A 23786-nucleotide genomic window follows, 5' to 3' on the forward strand; every position below is an offset into this window, starting at 1 on the left:
TGGCGGATGGTGTGGCGTCACATCTTGCTGACCGGGAGGGGGCGTTGTCGAGGGGCGGGCCCGGATGCGGGCCCGCCCCCCGGTATCGCGGTCGGTCGGACCGCGGATCGGTCAGACCGCGAACTTGAAGGTGCGGTCCTTGTCGCCGGTCTTGTCGAGGACCGAGGCGATGCCGTCCGCGACGTCCTGCGGGGTGACCGCGACCAGCTGGCCGTTCTTCTTGACCTTCACCTTGTCGAACACGTTGCCCAGCTGGGCGGAGAGCGCGTCGAGGTCCCACTTGGGCACGATCTTGCCGGAGGCGTCCGGGACGAGGGTGAGCACCTTGGCGGCGGTCTTCGGGCCGAAGTCCCAGGACTTGGTACCGGCGACGACGTGCACCTTGCCGGAGGCAACCTGCTTGCCGAGGCTGTCGGCGGCGGCCTGGAGGGCCTGGGTGGAGTTCTTCGGCTGGGCTGCCGTGACGGCGAGGGCGATCGGCTGCTCGGGCTTGCCGTCGGCGCGGTCGCGGTAGGCCTGCGCGATCACGTCCAGGGCGCCCGCCGAGTCCACCGCCTGGCCGGCCCGGCCGGGCACGACGATCGGCTCGCCGTTGACGTCGCCGAACTTGACGTAGCCCTCCTGGAGGCCCTGGCCGGAGCCGGCCGCCAGGGTGTCCAGGGCGGCCCTGAGCTTGGCCTTGTCGACCTTGACCTCCGGGGCGACGGCCTTGGTGCCGCCCTTGAGCGACTTGATGACGTCGACCGGGTTGTAGCTGTGCTGGGCCAGGCCGTCCACGGTGGCGGTGGTGTCGAAGCTCAGCCCGGCGACCGTCGGGTCGAGGTCCACGGTCTGGTCGCCGATCTTCAGCTTGATCGGCTGCTGGCCGGCCTTGCCGACCGACTCGTCCAGCTGGTGGATCGCCTGGTCGCGGCTGCTGCCGCCGATCTCGGTGCCGAGCACCACGGTGCCCTTGGGGACGTCGGACTGGTTGAGCATCAGGCCGGTGCCGTACGCGGCGGCGCCGAGGAAGAGCACCGCGACGACGCCGTAGACGCCCAGCTTGACCAGCTTCTTGCCGGCTCCGCCGCGCTTGGCCTTGGCGGAGGCGGCGGGCTCGGCCTTCGCCTTGGCGGGGGCCGGAGCGGGGGCGGACCGGTCGTCCTCGGCGGTCTCGGTGTCCTCGGGCCGGAGGCCGGGGGCCGGCACCGGGGTGACCGCGGTGGCCTCCGGGTCGCCGGGCCGGGGGGCGCCGCCGGGCGCGCCCGGGAAGAGGGCGCCGGGGCCCGCCGGGGCGGCGGGGACGTCCTGGCCGGGAGCGGTCGGGCGCTGGGCGGCGAACGGGTCGTTACCGGTCGGGCGCTGGGCGGCGAAGGGGTCGGTGCCCGTCGGGGCCGAGGCGAACAGGCCCGGCTGGGGACGGCCGTCGGCGCCGTTCGGAGCGCCGTTCCGGGACAGGCCGGGTATCGCGGCGGACGGCGGGGTGTTGTCGCGGATCGGCGCGAAGCCGTCGACCGAGGTGTCCTCCGGGTTCGGCTCGACGGCCGGCCCGGCCTGCGGGTGCGGCGCGGGCGCCGGGTGGCCGTTCGGCTGGAAGCCGTTCTGCGGGCCGGGCTGCCGCGGGCCGCCCGCACGCTCGTCGCGCCGCTGCCCGTGGTTCTGCCGCTGCCCGTTCTGCTGCCCGCGGTTGCGCTGCGGCAGGCCGCCCTGGGGGCCGGCGTCGGGCACGGAGGTGCCGAACGGGTCGGCGACCGGGGCGAAGGGGTCCGCGGCCTCGTACACGCCGGGCTCCTCCGCCGGGGCCTCGGCGCGGAACGGCGCGACGGGCGCGGCCGGGTTCGGCTGCTTGCCCTGGCCGGGCACCGGGCGGCCGTTCGGGGCGCCGTTGGCGCGGGCAGCCGGCGCGGCCGGGCGGGCACCGCGCGGGCGCGGCTCGGCGGCGGTGCCGGACGCGGCCGGGGCCTCCGCCGGGCTCGCGGCGCCGGCCGGCACGGTGGCCGGGGCGGGCTCGGCGGCCGGGGCCTTCTTCTGGCGCGGCCGGAACCAGGCGCCGGTGGACTCCGACTCGGAGGTGGCCGGCGGGATCGGCGGGATCTGCCACTCCGGCGGCAGGTTCGGCTGGGCGGCCTGCCGGCCGCCGTCGTCCATCACACCGAGGACCGGCGAGGCCGGCGCGGAGCGGTGCCGCGGGCCGCCCGGCTCGGCGGCGGCGGCCGGGGCGTCGTCGCCCGGGCCGTCCTCGTTCTTGACGGTGCTGCGGACGACGACCGGCGGGATCGGACGCGAGCCGGGGATGTTGATCCGGACCCGGGTGGTCAGGGTGGTCTCGGTCTTCGGACCGTCGTCCTCGCCGCCCGACGCGGCGCCCGGTCCGGCGTCGGCCCGGTCGCCGCCGGGGAGCCCCGGTGTGCCGTAGGGCGGGGTGCCCGACGGGTAGGCGTCCGGGCCCGTGCGCCGGGGCGTCGGGTGGGCGTTGTCAGATTCGCGGCTGCTCAATGCTGCTCTGCTCCGGGTTCGCGGGCGGGCCGTGCGGCGCGACCGCGGTTCGTGGTCGCCGGGCCTTGACTGGGGCGGGCGGCGGTCGGGTACGGCGTTCTGCGGGACCACCATACTGGGAAGAACTGAGCGGCGAACGGCTTCGGACAGATCCTGATACGTCCGGTTCCTCCGGTATGAGAGTAAGGCCGCGAGCTCCTGACTGCTCGTCGTGCGCGGTGCGTACGCCGCGCTCGACCCGGGTCAGCGCGTGGGGCCGGGCACTCCCGGGAACCAGCTGGTGCGGGTGGGCAGCGTGGCGCAGATCACGCCCAGCACCGAACCGGCGAACAGCCAGGCCAGCGAGGTGGCGTTGGACCACAGCACGTTGTCGCCCTCGGCCCGGGGCACGATCAGCAGCAGCATCGCCAGGAACCAGCCGGCCGCGGGCACGCCCGCGCCGAGCCGGGTGCCGGTGACCCGCAGGCCGCCGTAGAAGGTGGCGGCGGTCGCGGCGAGTGCCAGCAGGACCCCCACCGGCGGCCACAGGGCCTGCACAAAGGATCCGCAGACCGACACCGCGACGCCCAGCAGGAAGAACAGGACATAGGCCGCGATCCGGGCGACGCGCGGCGGCTGGGCCTCGGCCAGCCGCTCCTCGCGGGTGCCGAGGACGACGGCGGGCAGCGGGCGGCGCGGCGACGGGGCGGCGGACCTGCTCATCGGGCGCCCTCCTCGGGTCGCGGGGCGTCGGACGCGAGGCCGGCGAACAGGTCGTCCTCCGGCTCGCCCGGCCCGGCCTGGCCGTGCACCAACTGGTAGTACTCGGTGGCGAACAGCGGCTGGGCGAGGTCGTTGGAGAGCGCGAAGAAGTCGCCGTCCACGGTGATCTGGGTGGCGTGGGCGGCCATCGCGGCGCGCTTGCGCCCCGCGTACGCGGCGCCGTCGAGCACGGTGGTGACCACCTCGTCGTCGACCACGCCGGGGACGTCGGCAGGCCGCGCGACACCCGGGAAGGACGCCTTGGCCGCGGCCTCGGCCAGCCCGGCGTCGAGCACCGAGCAGGGCATCCGGTTCCAGTACACCTTGGCGATCCGCCAGGCCGGGCCCAGCTCCGGGCGGTACGCCGGATCGGCGGCCAGCTCGTACGCGCGCGTCGCGACCCGGTGCGCCTGGATGTGGTCCGGGTGCCCGTAACCGCCGTCCGGGTCGTAGGTGACCAGGACCTGCGGGCGCACCTCGCGGACCACCGCGACCAGGTGACCGGCCGCCTGCTCGACGTCCGCCCGCCAGAAGCAGCCGGGCACGTCGTTCTCGGGCACGCCCATCATCCCGGAGTCGCGGTAGCGTCCGGGGCCGCCGAGGAAGCGGAAGTCGGTCACGCCGAGGGCGCGCATCGCCTCGGTCAGCTCGCCGATCCGGTACGCGCCGAGGGTGTCGTCCCGATCGGCCGTCAGGTGGGCCAGCTCCGGGGGGATCACCTCGCCGCCCTCGCCGAGGGTGCAGGTCACCAGCGTGACCCGGGCGCCCTCGGCGACGTACCGGGCCATGGTGGCGCCGTTGCCGATCGACTCGTCGTCGGGGTGCGCGTGCACCAGCAGGAGGCGGCGTCCGGTAGTCGCGGTCATGGAGGAAGCCTAGCGACCGCCACGGGGGTCAGAGCCGCAGGCCGTTGATCATTCCGGCGAGGTTGCTGGTGACCTGGCTGATCGACGGGGCGATCGAGCTGGAGGCCAGGTAGAAGCCGAGCAGCGCGCAGACGATGGCGTGCGCCAGCTTCAGGCCGGAGCGGCGGATCAGCACCACCACGATGACCAGCATCAGCACGGCGGCGGAGATGTTCATGGCCATGTCGGCTCACACCCCTTCTCGGGCACGCCGCCCCGGGGGAGGGCGGCGAGGGACGGTGCGGGACTGCGGGCTGCGGGCGACCGAGGTCCGGGACGGGGTCCGACGGTCACCCACCGGACAAGTCATACCCGATGGGTGAGGGTGCCATTACCTTCGGTGAGGCCGTGCGCGCCGGGGCACGGTGGCGTCCGAGGGGCGCATGGGCCGGTCGGAGGCGGTTTCGACCCCTTTGGGGTGCACTTGCGGACGATGCTCCGAACGAGTGATCAACGTGCGTCCGGGGGTGGTGGTCCGGCGTCATAAGGTCTGGTGCCATGACCTCCCACACCTCTGCCGACACCTTTCCACGGCAGTACGCGCGGACCCTGCGGTACACCGTCGGCGCCCCCCGCTCCTTCTCCGTCGCGCCCGACGGCTCGCGGGTCGTCTTCCTCCGCTCGCGCTCGGGCCGCGACCGGGCCAACCTGCTCTGGACCCTCGACACCGCCACCGGCGAGGAGCGGGTCGCCGCCGACCCGGCCGCGCTGCTCGGCGGCGGCGAGGAGGACCTCTCGCCGGCCGAGAAGGCCCGCCGCGAGCGCAGCCGCGAGGGCTCGGCCGGCATCGTCGGCTACGCCCTGGACGCGGCCGGCGGGCTCGCCGCCTTCGCCCTCTCCGGCCGTCTGTTCACCGCCGACCTGGCCACCGGCGCCACCGCCGAACTGCCCGCCGAGGGGCCGCTGCTGGACCCGCGGCCGTCCCCCGACGGCACCCACGTCGCGTACGCCAACACCGCCGGCGAGCTGCGGCTGACCCGCACCGACGGCAGCGGCGACCGGGTGCTCGCCGAGCCGGACGGCCCGAACGTCACCTGGGGCCAGGCCGAGTTCATCGCCCAGGAGGAGATGGACCGCGACCGCGGCTTCTGGTGGTCCCCGGAGGGCGACCGGCTGCTGGTCGAGCGCGCCGACGACGGCGCGGTGCGCCGCTGGTGGATCGCCGACCCGGCGAACCCGGACCGCGAGCCCGCCGAGATCGCCTACCCGGCGGCCGGCAGCGCCAACGCCGAGGTCGGGCTCTGGCTGCTCGACCTGCACGGCGGCCGCACCGAGGTGGTCTGGGACCGCGAGGCCTACCCGTACCTGGGCCGGGTGCACTGGTCGAAGGGCGGCGTCCCGCTGCTCCAGGTCCAGACCCGCGACCAGCGCGGCCAGCGGATCCTCGGCCTGGACACCGCCACCGGCGCCACCGAGGTGCTGCACGAGGAGAAGGACGGCGCCTGGCTGGAGCTGTTCCCGGGCGCGCCGGCCTGGACCCCGGACGGCAAGCTGGTCCGGATCTCCGACGAGGGCGGAGTGCGGGCGCTGGTGATCGGCGACCGCGCCGTGACCGGGGCCGACCTGCACGTCCGCTCGGTCGTCGCGGTCACCGAGCGGGAGGTGTTCTTCAGCGCCTCCGGCGGCGCCGAGGAGGCCGACCCCGAGCCGGGCTGGGTCGGCGTCGGCCGGATCAGCCACGACGGCACCCGGCTGGGCTGGGAGTCCGCCAACGGACGGCCGTTCACCTCCGTCACCAGCGCGGTGCACGGCGGCGGGATCACCGTCCGCGCCACCGCCGAGCCCGACCTGCCCGGCACCCTGGTGCGGGTCGCCCGGGACCTGCCCGAGGGCGTGGTGGTCGACGACGTCGCCACCGTCGCCTCGTACGCCGAGACCCCGGTCATCACCGCCCGCCCGGTCTTCCGCTTCGCCGGCGAGCGCCGCATTCCGGCCGCCGTCTTCCTGCCGACCGGCTACGACCGCGAGCGGGACGGCCTGCTGCCCGTCCTGATGGACCCGTACGGCGGCCCCGGTGGCCAGCGCGTCTACCAGGCGCACAACCCGCACCTGCAGTCGCAGTGGTTCGCCGACCAGGGCTTCGCCGTGATCGTCGCCGACGGGCGCGGCACCCCCGGGCGCGGGCCGGCCTGGGAGAAGTCGATCGCCTTCGACTTCGCCGGCTCCACCCTGGACGACCAGGTGGAGGCGCTGCGGGCGCTCGCCGGGGAGTTCCCGCTGGACCTCGACCGGGTCGCCATCCGCGGCTGGTCGTACGGCGGCTACCTCTCCGCGCTCGCCGTGCTGCGCCGCCCGGACGTCTTCCACGCGGCGGTGGCCGGGGCGCCGGTCACCGACTGGGAGCTGTACGACACCCACTACACCGAGCGCTACCTGGGCGACCCGGCCGAGCGGCCCGAGGTGTACGCCGCCAACTCGCTGAGCGGGTACGCGGCGGGCCTGGAGCGCCCGCTGATGATCATCCACGGGCTGGCGGACGACAACGTGGTGGCCGCGCACACCCTGCGGCTGTCCTCGGCGCTGCTCGCCGCCGGGCGCCCGCACACCGTGCTGCCGCTGTCCGGCGTCACCCACATGACCCCGCAGGAGGAGGTCGCGGAGAACCTGCTGCTGCTCCAGGTCGACTTCGTGAAGCGCTCGCTGGGCCTGTGACACCCGCCTGACCCGCGCTCCCGGCGGCCGGTGCCCCTGTCCCCGCGGCCTGACAGGGGTACCGGCCGCCGGCATGACATCCGTCATGCCGGAGGCACGACGGCGGACACTGCCGCCGCCACCCGCCCGCGCGGGACTCTGAGGTGGTGCGAACAGCACCGACGCCACGGGCGTGACACCACCAGGGAGAGGAGCGGGGCGATGGTGACCGAGGTGGCCGCCTTCCGCGGCGTGGGCAAGAGCTACGGGCGGGTGCGTGCCGTGGACGGACTGGACCTCGTGCTCAGGCCGGGCGAGACCGTCGCCCTGCTCGGGCCGAACGGCGCCGGGAAGTCCACCAGCCTGGACCTGCTGCTCGGCCTGCGCGAGCCCGACCAGGGCAGTGTGACGCTGTTCGGCGGCGCCCCGCGGGCCGCGATCGAGGCCGGCCGGGTCGGCGCGATGCTGCAGAGCGGCGGACTGATGTCCGACGTCAAGGTGCGCGAGCTGGTACGGCTCGCCTGCGACGTGCACCCGCGCGGTCGGTCGGTCACGGGGGTGCTGACCGACGCCGGGATCGCCGAGCTGGCGGAACGACGGGTCGACAAGCTGTCCGGAGGCCAGGAGCAGCGGGTTCGCTTCGCCCTGGCCATCGCCGGCGACAGCGACCTGATCGTGCTGGACGAGCCCACCACCGGCATGGACGTCGGCGTGCGGCAGTCGTTCTGGGCGAGCATGCGCGCCCAGGCCGACGCCGGGCGCACGGTGCTGTTCGCCACCCACTACCTGGAGGAGGCCGACTCGGTCGCCGACCGCGTCCTGGTGCTGCACCGGGGCCGACTGATCGCCGACGGCAGCTCGGCGGAGATCAAGGCGCGGGCCGGCGCCCGCCGGGTCGCCTTCGAACTCCACGACGAGGACGGGGGGTTCCCCGACGAGGCGGTGCTGCGCACGCTGCCGGGCGTGCGGTCGCTGGACGTCACCGCGAGGGTCCCGGGGGTGCGGACGGTGCGGATCCGGACCGCGGACGCCGACGCCTGCGTGGCCGGGATCTACCGGGCGGGGCTGTACCCGCGCGGGCTGGAGGTCACCGGCGTGGGCCTGGAACAGGCCTTCCTGACCATCACCGGGGAGCAGGACCGCGAGGACCGCACCGGGAACGCCGACAAGGAGGGCGTGCGATGACCACCCTGATCCGGCTGGAGGTCCTGCGGACCCTCCGCAACCGCCGCTACCTGCTCTTCACCGTCGCCTACCCGGCGCTGATGTACGTCTTCTTCATCAACGCCTACAGCTCCACCCGGCTGGCCGGCGGCCTGCCCGTGAAGACCTACTTCATGGTCTCGATGGCCACCTTCGGCGCGGTCGGCGCCGTCCTGACCAACAGCGCGCAGCGGATCTCGCTGGAACGCCGGAGCGGCTGGGTGCGCCAGCTGCGGCTGACCGCGCTGCCCGGCCGGGCGTACACCGTCGGCAAGATCGCGGCGAGCGCGGTGACCACGCTGCCGGCGATCCTGGTGGTCTTCGCGGTCGGCGCGAGCCAGGGGGTCTCGCTCACCGCGGCGCAGTGGACCGCACTGGCCGTCGCGCTCTGGCTGGGCAGCTTCGTCTTCGCCGCGCTCGGGGTGGCCCTCGGGTACGCGGCGGCGCCGGACGCGGTGCAGACCATCGTGATGATCACCTACATGGCGATGGCGCTGCTCGGCGGCACCTGGTTCCCGGTGAGCGGCTCGATGGAGAGGTTCGCCCGGTTCAACCCGGTGTACCTGTACAACCAGCTGGCCACCTTCACCCAGCCCGGGCACTCCCTGGACACCGTCGCCGTCCTCGGACTGGCCGCCTTCCTCGGGGTGTTCACCACCGCCGCCGCGGCGCTGTACCGCCGCGACACCCGCCAGGCATGATGATCCACATGAGTGACGCGCGCCAGGCCCACCGCCCCGACGGACCACCGGAGGTGGGCGTGGCGCGCGCGTCGTTCATGAACGTGCCCGGCTCCCCGGTGGAGAGCAGGCGGCAGCTGCTGGTCAAGGTCGCCTGGATGACGCTGTGGATGCTCTACCTGGCGTACCCGGCGGGCGACCTGCTGGGCGGCGGCCACAGCACGGTCGGGACGGTGCTCGGCTGGTGCTGCCTGGCCGGGTTCGTGGTCGCCTACATCCTGCTGGTGATCTTCCGCTCCCAGGCCGGGATGCGGCCGCGGGCCTGCCTGGTGATCGTCACGACGATGGTCGTGCTCGCCGTCGCCGCCTCGGTCGGCCTCGGCCCCGCCTTCCTGACCCTGTTCATCTACGCCTCGGTGTGCGTCGCGATCATCGTGCCGGTCCAGTACGCGGTGCGCGCCCTGGTCGCCATGGCGGTGCTCACCGCGGCGATCGGGACGGGCGTCGGGGCCGGTGCCGACACCGTCACCACCTTCGCGCTCAGCGCCTTCCTCTCCGGCATCGCGATGACCGGGCTGCAGCGGCTGGTCGCCACCATGAAGGAACTGCGCGAGGCCCGGGCCGCGGTCGCCCACCTGGCCGCCTCCGAGGAGCGGCTGCGGCTCGCCCGCGACCTGCACGACCTGCTCGGGCACTCGCTGTCGCTGATCACCCTGAAGAGCGAGCTGGCCGGGCGGTTCATGGACGCCGGCAAGGACGAGGCGGCGCGGGCGCAGGTCGCCGACATCGAGCAGGTCGCCCGGCAGTCGCTGATCGACGTCCGGGAGGCGGTGACCGGCTTCCGGCGCCCGACCCTGCCGGTCGAACTGGCCGCCGCCCGTACCGCGCTGGCCGCCGCGCAGGTCCGGTTGGAGGCCTCGCCGGAACTGGTGGACGCCTGGCCGTCGCTGGCCGACGAGGAGACCGGCGCGCTGGCCTGGGCGCTGCGCGAGGCCGTCACCAACGTCGTCCGGCACGGCGAGGACGCCACCGTCTGCACGGTGACGGCGGACGAGAGCTGGGAGGCGAGCGGCGAGCGCTACGCCGTCCTGGAGATCACCGACAACGGGCGCGGGCCGGGCAAGTCCCACCCGGGCAACGGCCTGTCCGGGCTGGAGGAGCGGCTGGCGCTGGTCGGCGGGCGGCTGGAGACCGGGCCGGGAGAGCGCGGACGGGGCTTCCGGCTGCGGGCCTCGGTGCCGCTGCGGACGGCGCCCGCCCCCGTGTCGAAGTCCCCCTGAGTGACGGCGGTTCCGGCACGGAACGGGGAACCCGGGCGGCGGGGTCGAGCGTCGTACCGGACATGCCCACTGTTCTCGTCATCGGCTTCGACCCGTACGCCGTGCCCGGCATGGACGGCGACGCCGTGCAGGCCGTCCTGGACGCCGAGCTCGTCCGCTTCGCCGAGCACGGCATCGACGCCTCCACCGCGCTGGTCGCCCCCGACGGCACCGCCGAGCCCGCCGTCGTGGCGGCCCTCACCGGCCGGGACTGGGACGTCGTCGTCATCGGCGGAGGCATCCGCAAGCCCGAACCGGCGCTCCCCTTCTTCGAACTCGTCGTCAACCTCGTCCGCCGCCACGCCCCCCGGGCCGCGCTCGCCTTCAACACCGGCATCACCGACAGCGTCGAAGCCGCCAGGCGCTGGCTGCCGTAGCGGGAAGCCGGCCCGGTCGGCTTCCCGCGCGGCGGGCTCCCGTACTCGCGGACGGTGCGCGGTCGTTCCGGAAGGGAGGGCGTGCCCTCAGCCCGGGTCGGCCGGGTCGGCCGGGTCGGCCGGGTCGGCCGGGCCGACCAGGTCGGTCAGGTCGCGGCGGTAGGCGAGCGCGGGGCGGTCGCCGAGGAGGAACTCGCGCCCGAGCTCGAAGCCGTTGCGGGTGAGGACCGCCTGGGAGGCGGGGTTGTCGACGGTGGTGACGGCCGTCAGGAAGCGCAGGCCGTAGGCGGTGGCGGCGAGGCGGCAGACCTCGGCGACGGCGGCGCCGGCGACGCCCCGGCCGGTGGCGGATTCCGCGACGCGGTAGCCGAGTTCGGCCCCGCCGTCGGCGAGGTCGACCAGGTTGACGCGGCCGACCAGGACGCCGGCCGCGTCGCGGATCACGTGGAACCGGCAGACGCCCTCGGCCTGTTCGGCGAGGAGGGCGGCGTGGCGGTCCGCGAACCGGGCGAAGTAGTCGTCGCCGCGGTCCGGGATGCTGCGGGCGAAGAAGGCGCGGTTGGTGCGCTCGAAGTCGAGCAGGGCCTCGGCGTGGTCGGGGCGCAGCGGTTCCAGGGTCAGCATTCCGCCAGTCTGGCCCGAAGGGCCTCGCCGAACCACTCGAATACGTCCCGCAGGCTCTCCTGGACCGGCCAGCCGTTGACGGTCGCCATCAGCTGCCAGTAGCGCTCGGCCCTCGGGTCGTCGGCGACCCGGAGGCGGTCCGACAGCCACTGCCGCAGGCCGGCGTCGTCCGGGCGGCCGAAGACCTCGGCGTAGGCGGCCGTGAGGGCGTCGACCACCGGGTCGGCGGCGGGGGAGCCGGGGGCGGTGCCGGCCGCCAGCGCGGCCCGGACCCGGGAGGTCACCGTCCCGGTGAGCTCGGAGTGCAGGCCGGTGCGGTCCCCGTCGGCGCGCTCGGCGGCCTGCTGTTCGGCCATCCGACGCACCGCCGCCCGGAAGTCCGGGTCCTGGACGAGTTCGCCCAGCTCGACCCAGGCCTCGACCTGCTCGGCCGTCGGCTCGTCGGGCAGTTCGGGCATGGCGGAGCGCATCATGGCGACGAACTCCGGGTTGGCGTCCAGGCCGCCGAAGGCCTCGTCGATGAAGTCGTGGACCAGACGCCGGCGTTCGGCGTCGGAGAGCTTGGCGAGCTTGTGCATGAGTCTCGTCTCCTCGGGTGTGGAGCCGCGTTGGGCGACGGCGAGCAGTACCGCCCGGCGCAGCCGGAGCGTGCGGATCTGCACCTCCAGCGCCTCGGCGTGCGCGGCGGCGACCTCGTGCAGCGGGGCCTCCCGCTCCAGCACCCGGCGGATCGCGGGCAGGTCGAGCCCGAGTTCGCGCAGGGTGCGGACGAGGTCCAGCCGGGCGAGGGCGTGGACGTCGTACCGCCGGTAGCCGGCGGCGGTGCGGTCGGTGGGCGGCACCAGGCCGGTGTCGGCGTAGAACCGGATGGCCTTGACGGTGAGCCCGGTACGGCGGGCCAGGTCGCCGATCGAGTAGAGCGTGTCGCTGCCGTCCATGGGGCCCACTCTGGACTCTCCCCTTACCGGAGACGCAAGCCCGTCGGCGCGGGCCCTAGTGTCTTGGCCATGAACGACACTGACAACGGGGCCTCGATCCGCGTGCTGCTCGCCGAGGATCAGGGGATGGTCCGGGAGGCGCTGGCCGCGCTGCTCGGGCTGGAGGGGGACATCGACGTCGTCGCGCAGGTCGGCCGCGGGGACGAGGTGGTGGCGGCGGTGCTCGCGAACGACGTGCAGGTCGCCGTGCTGGACATCGAGATGCCGGGGATGACGGGCATCGAGGCGGCCGCCGAGCTGCGGAGCCGGGCGCCCGGGACGAAGGTGGTCATCGCGACGACCTTCGGCCGGCCCGGCTACCTGCGCCGGGCGATGGAGTCGGGCGCGGACGCCTTCCTGGTGAAGGACGCGCCGGCCGCCGAGCTGGCGGAGGCGATCCGCCGGGTGCTGCGCGGCGAGCGGGTGATCGACCCGGTGCTGGCCGCCGCCGCGCTGGCGGAGGGCGCCAACCCGCTGACCCCGCGCGAGCGGGACGTGCTGGGCGCGGCCGCCGACGGCGCGGTGAACGCGGACATCGCCCGGCGGCTGCACCTGTCCGAGGGGACGGTGCGCAACTACCTGTCGATGGCGATCCAGAAGACCGAGGCCCGCAACCGCACCGAGGCGGTCCGGATCGCCCGCGAGAAGGGCTGGCTCTAGGCGGCGGCCCGGGCGGCCCGGGAGGCGCGGCCGGGTTCAGTTGAGCCGGTGCCGGGCCGCCCGGGCCTCCTGCCGGACCTTGGCGGCGGTGTCCGGGTCGAAGGCGTCCAGGATCTGCGCGTAGGCGTCCATCTCCGCCGAGCCGCCGAGGAAGTCCCCGGTGCGGACGAGGAGTTCGGCCCGCTCCAGGCGCAGCTGGGCGGGGTGCCGGGGCAGCAGCAGGGCGAGTTCGGTGGCCCAGAGCTGGGTGCGGGCGTGCTCGGGGCGGTCGGCGGCCCAGACCCGAATGTTGCCGAGCACCCGCAGCACGATCTCCAGCGGCTGGGCCGGGGTGAGCAGGGTGGGGGTGAACTCCTCCCCGGCGGCGGCGACCAGCCGCTCGACGTCCTCCTGGTCGAGCAGCCGCCCACCGTGGAACGGGTCGGCCAGGACGTACTCCTCGCCGCCCGCCGGGCCACTGACCGCGACGATGAAGTGGCCGGGCAGCGCGATGCCGTGGACGGCCAGCCCGGCCCGCCGGCCGACCGCCATCCACACCAGGGAGAGGGTGATCGGCAGTCCGCGCCGCCGCCGCAGCACCTCGGGCAGCAGCGAGGACTCCAGCCGCCGGTAGTCCGACTGCCGACCGTGGAAGCGCTCCCGCCCGCCGAGGACCGCGGCGAGCAGGGCGGCGGTCTCCTCCGGCCCGGTGGGCGCCCGCTCGGCGACCGCCCGGCGGACCGCCGCCGCGTGCCGTTCCAGCGCGGCCTCGCAGGCGGCGAGCAGCGCGTCCACGCCGGGCGGCTCGCCGGGGTCGCCGGGGTCGGGCACCATGCCGTGCTCGGCGGCGGCGAGCACGCACAGCAGCACCGGGTCGGGCTGCTCGGAGCGGGCGGCGGTCCGGAAGCGGTCTCTGCTCTGCTCGGTCACGGTGACGGCGACGGCTTTCGTACGGCGGACGGACAAGACGGCGGACGGTACGGCCTGGCGGCTACCCCTGGGGAAGCAGGGCGTAGTGGTAAGTGTGACTGGTCGTGAACCCGAGCCCGTCATAGAGCGCGATCGCCCCCGCGTTCTCCGCCTCGACCTGGAGGTAGCCGCCGCTCGCCCCCTCCTCGGCCGCGCGCGAGGCGAGCACCGCCATGACCGCCGTGGCCAGCCCGGCCCGCCGGGCGTACGGCTGGACCTCGATCGCGCCGAAGCAGGCCCAGTCACCCTCGATGACGCAGCGTCCGATCGCCGCCGGCGGCTGCCCGGGGGCGCCCGGTACGGTGGCGAACCAGACCGAGGGGCCGCCGTGCAGCACCCGCCGGGCCGCCTCCTCCACCGCCGGGTCGCCGCTCACCCGCCGGTACACCGACAGCCACCGGTCGTCCGCGGTGCGCGCCAGCCGCACCCGGTCGAGCCCGGCGCCGGCCCGGGCGAGCCCGGCCAGCGGGGCGGTGAGGACCAGGGTGGGCGCGTACCCGGCCCCGAGCCGGTCGAGCTCGGCGACCAGCGTCTGCGGCGAGCCGGGGGAGACCACCTCGACGTACGCGGGCAGCCCGCGCGCCGCGTACCAGGCGCGGACCTCGGCCAGCGCCTGAGGCAACGGCAGTCCGGGGTCGCCGAGGGCCTGGACGGAGTTGGCCCGCCGGGTGAACCCGGCCGCCGCGCGCAGCGTCCACTCGCCGAGCCGCTCCTGCTCGACGGCGGGCCAGCCGCGACCCGCGATCCGCTGCAGCTCGACCGGCGTGGTGGCCGGCAGGGGCGCCCGCCGGGCCGGGAAGGGCGGCACGACCTTGCCCGCCATCAGCAGCCTCTCCGGCAGGAACACCGGATCGCCGGAGCGCGGGGCGACCGTCAGGCCGTGATCGTCCCACGATGTGAGCACGCCGATCGAATCACGGAACACCGGCCGGTCGTCCACGAACTCCGTAAGGCGCCGGACGGACACGCGTCGTCCCACGTCAGAGCGATCTATCCGGACCTCCGGACGGTCGCCGACCGGGTTGTCCGTCGCCATCTGGCCACCTCCTGTGCATTTGCGGTCCCCGACCCGCGATACTAGGGGCGGGCATCGACGACGCCGCGCTCACCGCGCACGGCAGCAGAACAGAACGGGCCACCAGGCCCTTCCGAGGAGGAACGACAGCGTGACCTACGTCATCGCGCAGCCTTGTGTCGACGTGAAGGACAAGGCGTGCATCGAAGAGTGCCCGGTTGACTGCATCTACGAGGGCGAGCGATCGCTCTACATCCACCCGGATGAGTGTGTCGACTGTGGCGCGTGCGAGCCGGTCTGCCCGGTCGAGGCGATCTTCTACGAGGACGACACTCCGGAGGAGTGGAAGGACTACTACAAGGCGAACGTCGAGTTCTTCGACGACCTGGGTTCGCCCGGTGGTGCCTCGAAGCTCGGCCTGATCGAGCGTGACCACCCGTTCATCGCCGCTCTGCCGCCGCAGAACGCCGACCACTGACGATCGGTGGCAATTCAGCTGTGAGCACCAACAGCACGCGCGCGCCGTTCCCGGGCCACCCGGGGGCGGCGCGCCGCGTTTCGGACAAGCTCCCGGTCTTCCCCTGGGACAAGCTGGAGCCGTACAAGAGGACCGCCCTGGCCCATTCGGGCGGGCTCTGCGACTTCTCCGTCGGCACCCCGGTGGACCCGGTCCCCGAGGTGGTCCAGAAGGCGCTGGCCGCGCACACCGACACCCCGGGCTACCCGACCGTCTGGGGCCCGCTGGAGCTGCGCGAGGCGATCGCCGGCTGGCTGCACCGCCGGCTCGGCGCGCGGATCGGCCCGCAGGCCGTGCTGCCGACCGTCGGCTCCAAGGAGCTGGTGGCCTGGCTGCCGACCCAGCTCGGCCTCGGCCCCGGCGACCAGGTCGCCTACCCGCGGCTGGCCTACCCGACCTACGAGGTGGGCGCCCGGCTGTGCGGCGCGGAGCCGGTCGAGTACGACTCGGTGGACGAGCTGGACGGTTCCCGGGTGCGCCTGCTCTGGGTGAACTCGCCGTCCAACCCGACCGGCCGGGTGCTGGGCGCGGACGAGCTGCGCCGCGCCGTCGAGTGGGCCCGGGAGCACCGGGCGCTGCTGGTCAGCGACGAGTGCTACCTGGAGCTCGGCTGGGAGGCCGATCCGGTGTCGGTCCTGGCCCCGGAGGTCTGCGGCGACGGCCACGAGGGCCTGCTGGCCGTCCACTCGCTCTCCAAGCGCTCCAACCTGGCCGGCTACCGCGCCTCCTTCGTGGCGGGCGATCCGGTGGTGGTCGGGGAGCTGCTGGAGGTGCGCAAGCACGGCGGCATGATCGTGCCGGCGCCGGTGCAGGCGGCCACGGTCGCCGCGCTCGCGGACGACGCGCACGTGACCGAGCAGCGCGAGCGGTACGCGGCCCGGCGCTCGGCGCTGCGGGCGGCGCTGGAGGCGTACGGCTTCCGGATCGAGCACTCCGAGGCCAGCCTCTACCTGTGGGCGACGCAGGACCGTCCGTGCTGGGAGACCGTGGCCGAACTGGCCGACCTGGGCATCCTGGTGGCGCCGGGCGACTTCTACGGGCCGGCCGGCGACCGCTTCGTGCGGGTCGCGTTCACGGCGACCGACGAGCGGGTCGCCGCGGCCGTGGAGCGGCTGGGCGCGGCGCGCTGACCGTACCCGGGGATCGTACGGCGAAGGGGGCCGGTGTCACGGACACCGGCCCCCTTCGGGCTTCTCCGGGGAGGCGGGGGTTACAGCGGCAGGCCGCCGCCGAGGTTGCCGCCGTTGAGGCCGCCCAGCAGGCCGCCGAGCGGGCCGAGCGCGCCGGTGAGGCCGGACAGCGGGCTGTTCGAGCCGAGGTCGGCACCGCCGAGGCGGTTGGCCGACCCGTGCTCGGCCAGGCCGAGCACGTCGGTGGCGGGCAGGTCGGCCGGCAGGGCGCGCTCGACCGAGCCGAGCGGCAGCGCCCGCTGCACCGCGCCCACCGGCAGGGCGTCGGCGACGGCGGTGCCGCCGGGGACGGCGCCGGTGAGCGTCTCGGCGCCCGGCACGGCCTGGGTGACCGAGCCGGTCTGGGTGAGCCCGCCGAGCGGGCCGGTGTCGGCGGTGGCACTGCGGGTGTCCGCGCTCTTGCCGGTGACGGCCTCGCCGAGCTTGCCGGCCAGGGCCGAGGCGACCTTCGGGGTGACCGAGGAGAGCTGGCCCGCGGTCGCGGCGGTCTGGTCGACCGGAGCGGTCAGTGAGCCGGCCTTCTCGTTCGCCTCGGGAAGCTGCTGGGCGACGATGTTGCCCGCGGCGTCGGCGGAGGCCGGTACGCCCGCGGCGACGGTGGCCGCGCCGGTGGTGCCGGCGGCCTGGCCGAGCTGGTGGGTGGTGTGCTGGAGGGTGGAACCGGTGTCGTTGTTGGTCAGCTGGCCCAGCGGTGCCGCGAGGTCGCTCTTGGGCAGCAGGGCGTCCCCGCCCAGGGCGGACGCGGAACCGGCCGCGACCAGCGGGGTCGCTCCGGCGGCCACGATGAGCGCGGCCTGGGCGATCCGGCGCGTGAGGGGGTGAGACATGGGGCTCCTCGAAGGGGTCTGGGTCAGTCCCGTCCGCCCTGGGGACCGGGAGTGGACGACCGGGCGGACGACGTTGTTACCGCTTGAGAAGCCAGAAGGTTTCGGCCGGTGCAAGGAAGCTTCCTGACCGACCATCGGATCGTACGACCGCAGCAGGGTCGCCCGCCGGGCCCGGTCGGACGCCGTCGAACCGGCCCCGGCCAAGGGGAGTGACGGTTCTCCACCCCGGTTCGCCGGAACGGGGGGCCGGTCCACCGAGGTTGACCGGAATCACCCGATCGGCGGCAACCCGAACACCAGTGCGTCAGCTCTTGTCGGCCGGGGCCAGAGTGACCTGGACGAGCTTGGTCGAGGTCCCCGAGGTCTGGGTCTGCCAGCCGTCCTCGGACTTGGACTTGCGCCAGATCTTCCCGTCGTAGGCGACCGTCGCGATGCCCAGCTGCTGGGCCTGGGCGACGGCCCAGTGGGCGACCTCCCAGCCGCTCGCCCGCTCGGCGCCCACCCCGCCGTCCGCCCCCGCCTCCGAGGAGGAGGTCAGCGCGGCGGTGGCCGGGTCCGGGGTCAGCGAGACGGCGTTCTCGGCGCCCTTGATGGTCGAGGCGTAGCCGGTCGCCGGGGTCACCGTGCGGCCGAACTCCCGGCGTACCCGGTCGGACAGCACCTGGGCCCGGTCCGGCGCCGCGGCCGGGGTCGCGGTGGCGCCCGGGGCGGCGGAGGCGGAGGCGGAGTCCGCCGGGTCCGGCTTGGCGTAGTCGTGCACCACGCAGGTGAACGAGGCGGGCTCCCGGCCGGCCAGCGCCGTGGTGAGCAGCGTCGCCTTGGTCTCGTGCTTGGCGTAGGCCTGCGGGTAGCCGCTCTTCTGCACCGTCTGCGCGGCGTCGGTCAGCGGCATCCGGGTGTAGCCGGGGACCTTGACCAGGCCGTCCAGGAACTTGTTGGTCGCGTACACCGGGTCCGAGATCTGCGCCGGGGTGCCCCAGCCCATCGACGGCCGCTGCTGGAAGAGGCCGATCGAGTCCCGGTCGCCGCCGGCCAGGTTGCGCAGCTTGGACTCCTGCATGGCGGTCGCCAGCGAGATCGTGGTCGCCCGGTCCGGCAGCCCGCGCGAGCGCGCCACGGCGGCGATCGTCGCGGCGTTGGCGGCCTGCGGCAGCTCCAGCGTGCCGTTGCCGGCGGCGGTCTTCACCGAGCACTCCTCGGACGCGCCCGGCTTGAAGCCGAACCACCAGATCCCTACCACGGCCAGACCGGCGACCAGGGCCAGGCCGAGCAGCCCGACGATCACCATCAGCAGGGCGCGCAGCGGCCCGCGGCGGTGAGTGGGCTCCTCTTCGTCGCCCAACTCCTCGCTGCTCCTTCTCCTGGCCACCGTCGCCCCTCTCGCGCCTGCTCCCTGAATGCGACACCGTACCCACTCGGACGGATGTGCGGCGCCCCCCGGTTGCCGATGTCCGTCCGCGCGCCTTCCCGCGCCCCGGTCGGCGGTCCGGTCCGTGTCACCGGGCGGAGCCGCCGGAGGGACCCGGCCGCGCACTAGGCTGGCCCCATGAGCAGCCCGAACCCGACGCCCCTGGACCTCACTCTCGACGGCGGGACGCTGACCGCCCGGCTCGTCGACTTCCCCTCGGTGAGCGGCGACGAGCAGGCGCTCGCCGACGCCGTCGAGGCCGCGCTGCGCGGCTACCCGCACCTCACCGTGGACCGCCACGGCAACAACGTGGTCGCCCGGACGAACCTGGGCCGGTCCGAGCGCGTCGTCCTGGCCGGCCACCTGGACACCGTGCCGATCGCCGACAACCTCCCCTCGTACGTCGAGGGCGACCTGCTCTACGGCTGCGGCACCTCGGACATGAAGTCCGGCGTCGCCGTGCAACTGCGCCTCGCCGCCACGCTCCCGGAGCCCAACCGCGACCTCACCTTCGTGTTCTACGACTGCGAGGAGGTGGAGGCCCACCGCAACGGCCTGGGCCACCTCGCCAAGGACCGCCCGGAGTGGCTGGCCGGCGACTTCGCGGTGCTGATGGAGCCCAGCGGCGGCATGGTCGAGGGCGGCTGCCAGGGCACCCTGCGGGCGCAGGTGCGGCTCACCGGCGTGCGCGCCCACTCGGCCCGCAGCTGGCTCGGCGACAACGCCATCCACCACGCCGCCGAGGTGCTCACCCGGCTCGCGGACTACCGGCCGCGCCGGGTGGAGATCGACGGCCTGGAGTACCGCGAGGGCCTGAACGCGGTCCGGATCGACGGCGGCGTGGCCGGCAACGTGATCCCGGACGAGTGCGTCGTCACCGTCAACTTCCGCTACGCGCCGGACCGCAGCGAGGCGGACGCGGAGAAGCACGTGCGCGAGGTCTTCGACGGCTTCGAGCTGACCGTCACCGACTTCGCCGCCGGCGCCCTGCCCGGGCTCGCCCAGCCGGCCGCCCAGGCCTTCCTGGCGGCCACCGGCGGCCAGGCCCGGGCCAAGTTCGGCTGGACCGACGTCGCCCGGTTCAGCGCGCTCGGCGTGCCGGCGGTCAACTACGGCCCCGGCGACCCGAACCTGGCGCACAAGCGCGAGGAGCACTGCTCGCTGAGCGCCATCGCCGAGGTCGAGGAGCGGCTGCGCGCCTGGCTGAGCAGCTGAGCCGGGCACCGGGCCGATCGTCCGATCAACGGCCGAACGCCACCTTCCGGTTGCTCAACCGACCTTCCCCCGTTGCCTGAAAACGGGGGAGGGCGGGCGTAGGGTTTCGTCATGACAGGCACAGGAGACGAGAAGCACTACGGTCACGGTCCCGAGCAGGTCGGGGTGCCGCGGAAGAAGAAGGCCTGGCCCGAGAAGCAGCAGGGCCCGGTGCTGGTGCGCCGGGACCAGGTCGGTACCAGCACCACCGACCAGCGCCTGCTGGACACCACCGGTCCCACCGACTGGCTGCACACCGACCCGTGGCGGGTGCTGCGGATCACCTCGGAGTTCGTCGAGGGCTTCGGCGCCCTCGCCGAACTCCCGCCCGCCATCAGCGTCTTCGGCTCCGCCCGGACCCCGGCCGACTCACCCGAGTACCAGTCGGGCGTGGCCATCGGCCGGGCCCTCGCCGAGGCCGGCTACGCGGTGATCACCGGCGGCGGCCCGGGCGCGATGGAGGCCGCCAACCGCGGCGCCTCCGAGGCCGGCGGCCTCAGCGTCGGGCTCGGCATCGAGCTGCCCTTCGAACAGGGCCTCAACGAGTTCGTCGACCTCGGACTGAACTTCCGCTACTTCTTCGTCCGCAAGACGATGTTCGTGAAGTACGCGCAGGGCTTCGTGGTCCTGCCCGGCGGCCTCGGCACGCTGGACGAGCTGTTCGAGGCGCTCACCCTGGTCCAGACGAAGAAGGTCACCCGCTTCCCGGTGATCCTCTACGGCAGCGCCTACTGGGGCGGGCTCTACGAGTGGCTGAAGAACACCCTGGTCGAGCAGGGCAAGGCGGCCCCGCACGACCTGGAGCTGTTCCACATCACCGACGAGATCGACGAGGTCATGAAGATCCTCGCCGACGCCCGCCGGCCCGCCGGCGAGATCTAGGGCCGGGCGCTCGTCACGCCAGCCCCCGGCGGGCGACCGCCGGGGGGCGGGTGCCCCGGATCGAGGCGACCATGTCCAGCACCTGGCGCGTCTCCGCGACCTGGTGCACCCGGTAGACCTGGGCACCCAGCCAGGCCGAGACCGCGGTGGTGGCCAGGGTGCCGAGCAGCCGCTCGTTCACCGGCCGGTCCAGGGTCTCGCCGACGAAGTCCTTGTTGGAGAGCGAGACCAGCACCGGGAAGCCGGTCGCGGTCATCTCCGGCAGCCGCCGGGTGGCCTCCAGCGAGTGCCGGGTGTTCTTGCCGAAGTCGTGCCCCGGGTCGATCACGACCGCGTCCCGCCGCACGCCCAGCTCCACCGCGCGCTCGGCCAGGCCCACCGTCACCCGCAGGATGTCCGCCATCACGTCCTCGTACCCGACCCGGTGCGGCCGGGTACGGGGCTCGGCGCCGCCCGCGTGGGTGCAGACCAGCCCGGCGTCGTACCGGGCGGCCACCTCGGCGAGCTTCGGGTCCACCCCGCCCCAGGCGTCGTTCAGCAGGTCCGCGCCCACCTCGCAGACCGCCTCGCCGACCTCGTGCCGCCAGGTGTCCACGCTGATCACCGCCCCGGGGTGGCGCCTGCGCAGCTCGGCCACGAAGGGCACGGTGCGCCGCAGCTCCTCCTCGACCGTGACCTCGTCGCCCGGCCCGGCCTTCACCCCGCCGATGTCCAGGATCGCCGCGCCCTCGGCCACCGCCCGGTCAGCGGCGGCGAAGGCGGCCTCGTCGGCGAAGGTCGCGCCCTTGTCGAAGAACGAGTCCGGCGTCCGGTTGACGATCGCCATGATCACCAGCTCGTCGTCGGCGAATTCCCGCGGTCCCAGGCGCAGTGCCACCGATGTCTCCTCCACAGCTCCTACGGGTGCGATGATGGCCCCCGGCCTCACTAAGGGACCATGCTGTCATGATCAGTGTGGTTACCTGCCACCACATAGCGGACCGGCCGGGAGTTCGGGAGGACAGCTCGTGTTCTGGGTGATCGTGGTCGCCATGGCCGTGGTGGTCGGCGGCGCCGCCCTGGTGGCGCTCGGCGGAGGCGGCTCGATGCCGGAGGCGGCACCGGACCGGATCTCCGCGCGACTGCCGCAGGACCGCCCGCTGGGCAAGGCGGACGTGGACGAACTGCGCCTGCCGATGGCGCTGCGCGGCTACCGGATGGACGAGGTGGACGACGTCCTGGACCGCCTCGGCGCCGAACTCGCCTACCGGGACGCGCGGATCGCCGAGCTGGAGGCCGCCGCCCACCTGCGCGGCGCGGTCGAGGCGACCAGCGCCCCCGACCCGGCGGCCGAACCGCTGCCCGGCCTGGAGCAGTTCGCCCAGGTGGTCGAGCCGGCCGCGGTGCCCGCCGCCCAGCCGGCCGCGGCCCCGGAGGACGCCAGGCCGGGGACGGAGAAGTGACGGACGCCGTCGAGGGCGCGGTGCTCGGCGCGGACGGCCTGCGCCGCTGCGGCTGGGGCGACTCCACCGACGACTACCGGGTCTACCACGACACCGAGTGGGGCCGGCCGGTGCACGGCGACGACGCGCTGTTCGAGCGGGTCTGCCTGGAGGCCTTCCAGTCCGGTCTGTCCTGGCTGACCATCCTGCGCCGCCGCGAGGGCTTCCGGGCCGCGTTCGCGGGCTTCGAGATCGCCAGGGTCGCCGAGTTCGGCGAGGCGGACCGGGAGCGCCTGCTCGCCGACACCGGCATCATCCGCAACCGGGCCAAGATCGAGGCGGCGATCGCCAACGCCCGGGTCGCCCGCGACCTGGAGGGCGGCCTGGACGCGCTGATCTGGCGCTTCGCCGCCGAGCCGGGCCGGCCGGCCCCCCGCGCGCTGAGCGAGGTGCCGGCCGTCACGCCGGAGTCGACGGCGCTGGCGAAGGCGCTGAAGAAGGCGGGCTTCCGCTTCGTCGGCCCGACCACCGCCTACGCCCTGATGCAGGCCTGCGGACTGGTCGACGACCACCTGGCGGACTGCCACGTCCGCACCGCCGGGGGCTGACCGCCCGGGGCCCGGGCGGTCGCCATGCCAGGTCAACTGGTCTAGCGGCCCAGGTACTTCGGCTTCTCCTTGGCGATGAAGGCGCGCACCGCGATCCGGTGGTCCTCGCTCTCGCCCGCCAGGGTCTGCAACTCGTCCTCCTTGTCGAGGAGTTCGTCCAGCGAGTGGGAGGCGCCGTACGCCAGCGACTCCTTGATCGCGCCGTAGGCGACGGTCGGGCCCTCCGCCAGCTCGCGGGCGAAGACCCGTGCGGTGGCGGCGAGTTCCTCGGCCGGGACCACCTTGGTGGCCAGGCCCAGCTCCATCGCCTCGGCGGCCTTCACCGTCCGGGGCAGCATCAGCAGCTCGGTCGCCTTGGCGTGCCCGACCAGCCGGGGCAGCGTCCAGGAGGCGCCCGAGTCGGCGGTCAGCCCGATCCCGGCGAAGGCGGTGTTGAAGCCGGCCCGGTCGGACAGGACGCGGAAGTCGCAGGCGAAGGCGAGCGAGGCGCCGGCGCCGGCCGCCACCCCGCCGACCGCGGCGACGGTCGGCTTGCGCATCCCGGCCAGCGCCCGCACCAGCGGGTTGTAGTGCTCGGCGACGGTCCGCAGCGCGCCCTCGCCGGTCTCCTCGGCCCGCTTCAGCATGGCCAGGTGCTCGTTCAGGTCCTGCCCGACGCAGAACGCCCGCTCGCCCGCCCCGGTCAGCAGTACGGCCCGCACCGCCGGGTCCGCGGCCGCGGCGGCGACGGTGTCGCGCAGCGCGACCTTGGTGGCCACGTCGAGGGCGTTCATCGCCTCCGGGCGGTTGATGGTGATGACGGCGAGGCCGCCGTCCAGGTCGTACAGCACGGAATCGGACATGGGTGAGGGCTCCCGGGGTCGAGGCGGTGTCGGTCGTGTGTGTCAGGATGCCGGAGCACACGGGGGGCTGGGGAGTGTGAGGTATCGCACCTTCCGGTGGCGTCCGCGCTGCCGCCACGCCGGGGCTTATCACGTGAATTGCGGCGGTTGGGGGCGGTCCGGCCGTGGTTGCACCGAGAGTGATGTTGGTCATCAGCCCGTGGCATGCGGGATAATGGCTTCCGATCAATGCGTTCGATACCGGCGGTGGACGGACTGCCGGTGCGTAGCTGAGCGGTTGCA

General features: G+C 74.4%; 24 protein-coding genes. 12 read left to right on the forward strand and 12 right to left on the reverse strand.

The features are described 5' to 3' along the window. Positions 1-111: 111 nt before the first annotated feature. The 4 genes from ACZ5GH_RS22185 to ACZ5GH_RS22200 all read right to left on the reverse strand — a co-directional run bounded on the left by ACZ5GH_RS22185 (position 112) and on the right by ACZ5GH_RS22200 (position 4305). The gene (locus ACZ5GH_RS22185; protein ID WP_464335096.1) at positions 112-2475 is read right to left on the reverse strand and encodes a peptidoglycan binding domain-containing protein; all 2364 of its coding nucleotides are present in this window, start codon (positions 2473-2475) and stop codon (positions 112-114) included. Positions 2476-2718: 243 nt separating this feature from the next. Next, entirely contained in the window at positions 2719-3177 is a 459-nt protein-coding gene (locus ACZ5GH_RS22190; RefSeq protein WP_387749842.1) for a DUF6113 family protein, read from the reverse strand. Then, the gene (mshB, locus tag ACZ5GH_RS22195; RefSeq protein ID WP_464335097.1) at positions 3174-4082 is read right to left on the reverse strand and encodes an N-acetyl-1-D-myo-inositol-2-amino-2-deoxy-alpha-D-glucopyranoside deacetylase; all 909 of its coding nucleotides are present in this window, start codon (positions 4080-4082) and stop codon (positions 3174-3176) included. Before mshB ends, ACZ5GH_RS22190 begins: the two co-directional genes overlap by 4 nt. Positions 4083-4110: 28 nt before the next feature. Beyond that, positions 4111-4305 carry a DUF2304 family protein gene (locus ACZ5GH_RS22200; protein ID WP_188296382.1) on the reverse strand — a complete coding sequence of 65 codons (195 nt, stop codon included), beginning with the start codon at positions 4303-4305 and terminating at the stop codon, positions 4111-4113. A 314-nt stretch (positions 4306-4619) separates the two neighbouring features. Here ACZ5GH_RS22200 and ACZ5GH_RS22205 point away from each other — a divergent pair, with 314 nt between their 5' ends. The 5 genes from ACZ5GH_RS22205 to ACZ5GH_RS22225 all read left to right on the forward strand — a co-directional run bounded on the left by ACZ5GH_RS22205 (position 4620) and on the right by ACZ5GH_RS22225 (position 10331). Next, positions 4620-6773 (forward strand): S9 family peptidase, encoded by a 2154-nt coding sequence (locus ACZ5GH_RS22205; RefSeq protein WP_464335098.1) that lies wholly within the window; start codon positions 4620-4622, stop codon positions 6771-6773. A gap of 201 nt (positions 6774-6974) precedes the next feature. After that, positions 6975-7937: an ABC transporter ATP-binding protein gene (locus ACZ5GH_RS22210; RefSeq protein WP_387749852.1), complete on the forward strand. Its 963-nt coding sequence runs from the start codon at positions 6975-6977 to the stop codon at positions 7935-7937. After that, positions 7934-8656, forward strand: coding sequence for an ABC transporter permease (locus tag ACZ5GH_RS22215; RefSeq protein WP_387749855.1), 723 nt, complete (start codon positions 7934-7936; stop codon positions 8654-8656). Before ACZ5GH_RS22210 ends, ACZ5GH_RS22215 begins: the two co-directional genes overlap by 4 nt. An 8-nt stretch (positions 8657-8664) precedes the next feature. Further along, on the forward strand, positions 8665-9915 hold the full coding sequence (locus ACZ5GH_RS22220; RefSeq protein ID WP_464335099.1) for a sensor histidine kinase: 1251 nt from the start codon (positions 8665-8667) through the stop codon (positions 9913-9915). Positions 9916-9977: 62 nt separating this feature from the next. Beyond that, positions 9978-10331, forward strand: coding sequence for a hypothetical protein (locus tag ACZ5GH_RS22225; RefSeq protein ID WP_387749860.1), 354 nt, complete (start codon positions 9978-9980; stop codon positions 10329-10331). Between the two features lie 87 nt (positions 10332-10418). Here ACZ5GH_RS22225 and ACZ5GH_RS22230 read toward each other — a convergent pair whose 3' ends face one another. Together ACZ5GH_RS22230 and ACZ5GH_RS22235 are read right to left on the reverse strand one after the other, a co-directional pair. Further along, a complete protein-coding gene (locus ACZ5GH_RS22230; RefSeq protein ID WP_464335100.1) occupies positions 10419-10955 on the reverse strand; it encodes a GNAT family N-acetyltransferase in 537 nt (178 codons plus the stop codon). Further along, positions 10949-11893 carry a MerR family transcriptional regulator gene (locus ACZ5GH_RS22235; protein WP_387749866.1) on the reverse strand — a complete coding sequence of 315 codons (945 nt, stop codon included), beginning with the start codon at positions 11891-11893 and terminating at the stop codon, positions 10949-10951. Before ACZ5GH_RS22235 ends, ACZ5GH_RS22230 begins: the two co-directional genes overlap by 7 nt. A 69-nt stretch (positions 11894-11962) precedes the next feature. On the opposite strand from ACZ5GH_RS22235, the gene ACZ5GH_RS22240 reads away from it, so the two are divergent. Further along, positions 11963-12592, forward strand: coding sequence for a response regulator (locus tag ACZ5GH_RS22240; RefSeq protein ID WP_387749869.1), 630 nt, complete (start codon positions 11963-11965; stop codon positions 12590-12592). A gap of 36 nt (positions 12593-12628) precedes the next feature. Here the strand turns inward: ACZ5GH_RS22240 and ACZ5GH_RS22245 are convergent, their stop codons facing one another. Beyond that, positions 12629-13537, reverse strand: a complete 909-nt coding sequence (locus ACZ5GH_RS22245) for a transglutaminase family protein (protein ID WP_464335101.1) — start codon at positions 13535-13537, stop codon at positions 12629-12631. Positions 13538-13562: 25 nt separating this feature from the next. After that, positions 13563-14576 carry a GNAT family N-acetyltransferase gene (locus ACZ5GH_RS22250; protein WP_464335102.1) on the reverse strand — a complete coding sequence of 338 codons (1014 nt, stop codon included), beginning with the start codon at positions 14574-14576 and terminating at the stop codon, positions 13563-13565. 130 nt (positions 14577-14706) lie between these two features. On the opposite strand from ACZ5GH_RS22250, the gene fdxA reads away from it, so the two are divergent. Continuing rightward, positions 14707-15033: a ferredoxin gene (gene fdxA / locus ACZ5GH_RS22255; RefSeq protein ID WP_030061559.1), complete on the forward strand. Its 327-nt coding sequence runs from the start codon at positions 14707-14709 to the stop codon at positions 15031-15033. 20 nt (positions 15034-15053) lie between these two features. Continuing rightward, positions 15054-16202, forward strand: a complete 1149-nt coding sequence (dapC, locus tag ACZ5GH_RS22260) for a succinyldiaminopimelate transaminase (protein WP_464335103.1) — start codon at positions 15054-15056, stop codon at positions 16200-16202. Positions 16203-16282: 80 nt separating this feature from the next. Here the strand turns inward: dapC and ACZ5GH_RS22265 are convergent, their stop codons facing one another. Further along, a complete protein-coding gene (locus ACZ5GH_RS22265; RefSeq protein WP_387749880.1) occupies positions 16283-17089 on the reverse strand; it encodes a hypothetical protein in 807 nt (268 codons plus the stop codon). A gap of 304 nt (positions 17090-17393) precedes the next feature. Then, positions 17394-18377 carry a hypothetical protein gene (locus tag ACZ5GH_RS22270; RefSeq protein ID WP_464336852.1) on the reverse strand — a complete coding sequence of 328 codons (984 nt, stop codon included), beginning with the start codon at positions 18375-18377 and terminating at the stop codon, positions 17394-17396. Between the two features lie 258 nt (positions 18378-18635). Here ACZ5GH_RS22270 and dapE point away from each other — a divergent pair, with 258 nt between their 5' ends. Further along, positions 18636-19712, forward strand: coding sequence for a succinyl-diaminopimelate desuccinylase (dapE, locus tag ACZ5GH_RS22275; RefSeq protein ID WP_387749886.1), 1077 nt, complete (start codon positions 18636-18638; stop codon positions 19710-19712). Positions 19713-19823: 111 nt separating this feature from the next. Continuing rightward, complete coding sequence (locus ACZ5GH_RS22280; RefSeq protein WP_387749889.1) at positions 19824-20633, forward strand: LOG family protein; 810 nt, start codon at positions 19824-19826, stop codon at positions 20631-20633. 13 nt (positions 20634-20646) lie between these two features. Here ACZ5GH_RS22280 and folP read toward each other — a convergent pair whose 3' ends face one another. Further along, positions 20647-21459 carry a dihydropteroate synthase gene (folP, locus tag ACZ5GH_RS22285; RefSeq protein ID WP_387750581.1) on the reverse strand — a complete coding sequence of 271 codons (813 nt, stop codon included), beginning with the start codon at positions 21457-21459 and terminating at the stop codon, positions 20647-20649. Between the two features lie 181 nt (positions 21460-21640). Here folP and ACZ5GH_RS22290 point away from each other — a divergent pair, with 181 nt between their 5' ends. Continuing rightward, entirely contained in the window at positions 21641-22075 is a 435-nt protein-coding gene (locus ACZ5GH_RS22290; protein WP_387749892.1) for a DivIVA domain-containing protein, read from the forward strand. Then, the gene (locus ACZ5GH_RS22295; protein WP_387749895.1) at positions 22072-22662 is read left to right on the forward strand and encodes a DNA-3-methyladenine glycosylase I; all 591 of its coding nucleotides are present in this window, start codon (positions 22072-22074) and stop codon (positions 22660-22662) included. Before ACZ5GH_RS22290 ends, ACZ5GH_RS22295 begins: the two co-directional genes overlap by 4 nt. A gap of 41 nt (positions 22663-22703) precedes the next feature. Here ACZ5GH_RS22295 and ACZ5GH_RS22300 read toward each other — a convergent pair whose 3' ends face one another. Beyond that, positions 22704-23504 carry an enoyl-CoA hydratase-related protein gene (locus ACZ5GH_RS22300; RefSeq protein WP_387749898.1) on the reverse strand — a complete coding sequence of 267 codons (801 nt, stop codon included), beginning with the start codon at positions 23502-23504 and terminating at the stop codon, positions 22704-22706. Positions 23505-23786 lie beyond the last annotated feature (282 nt).

This window comes from Kitasatospora sp. Xyl93, from assembly GCF_055383135.1.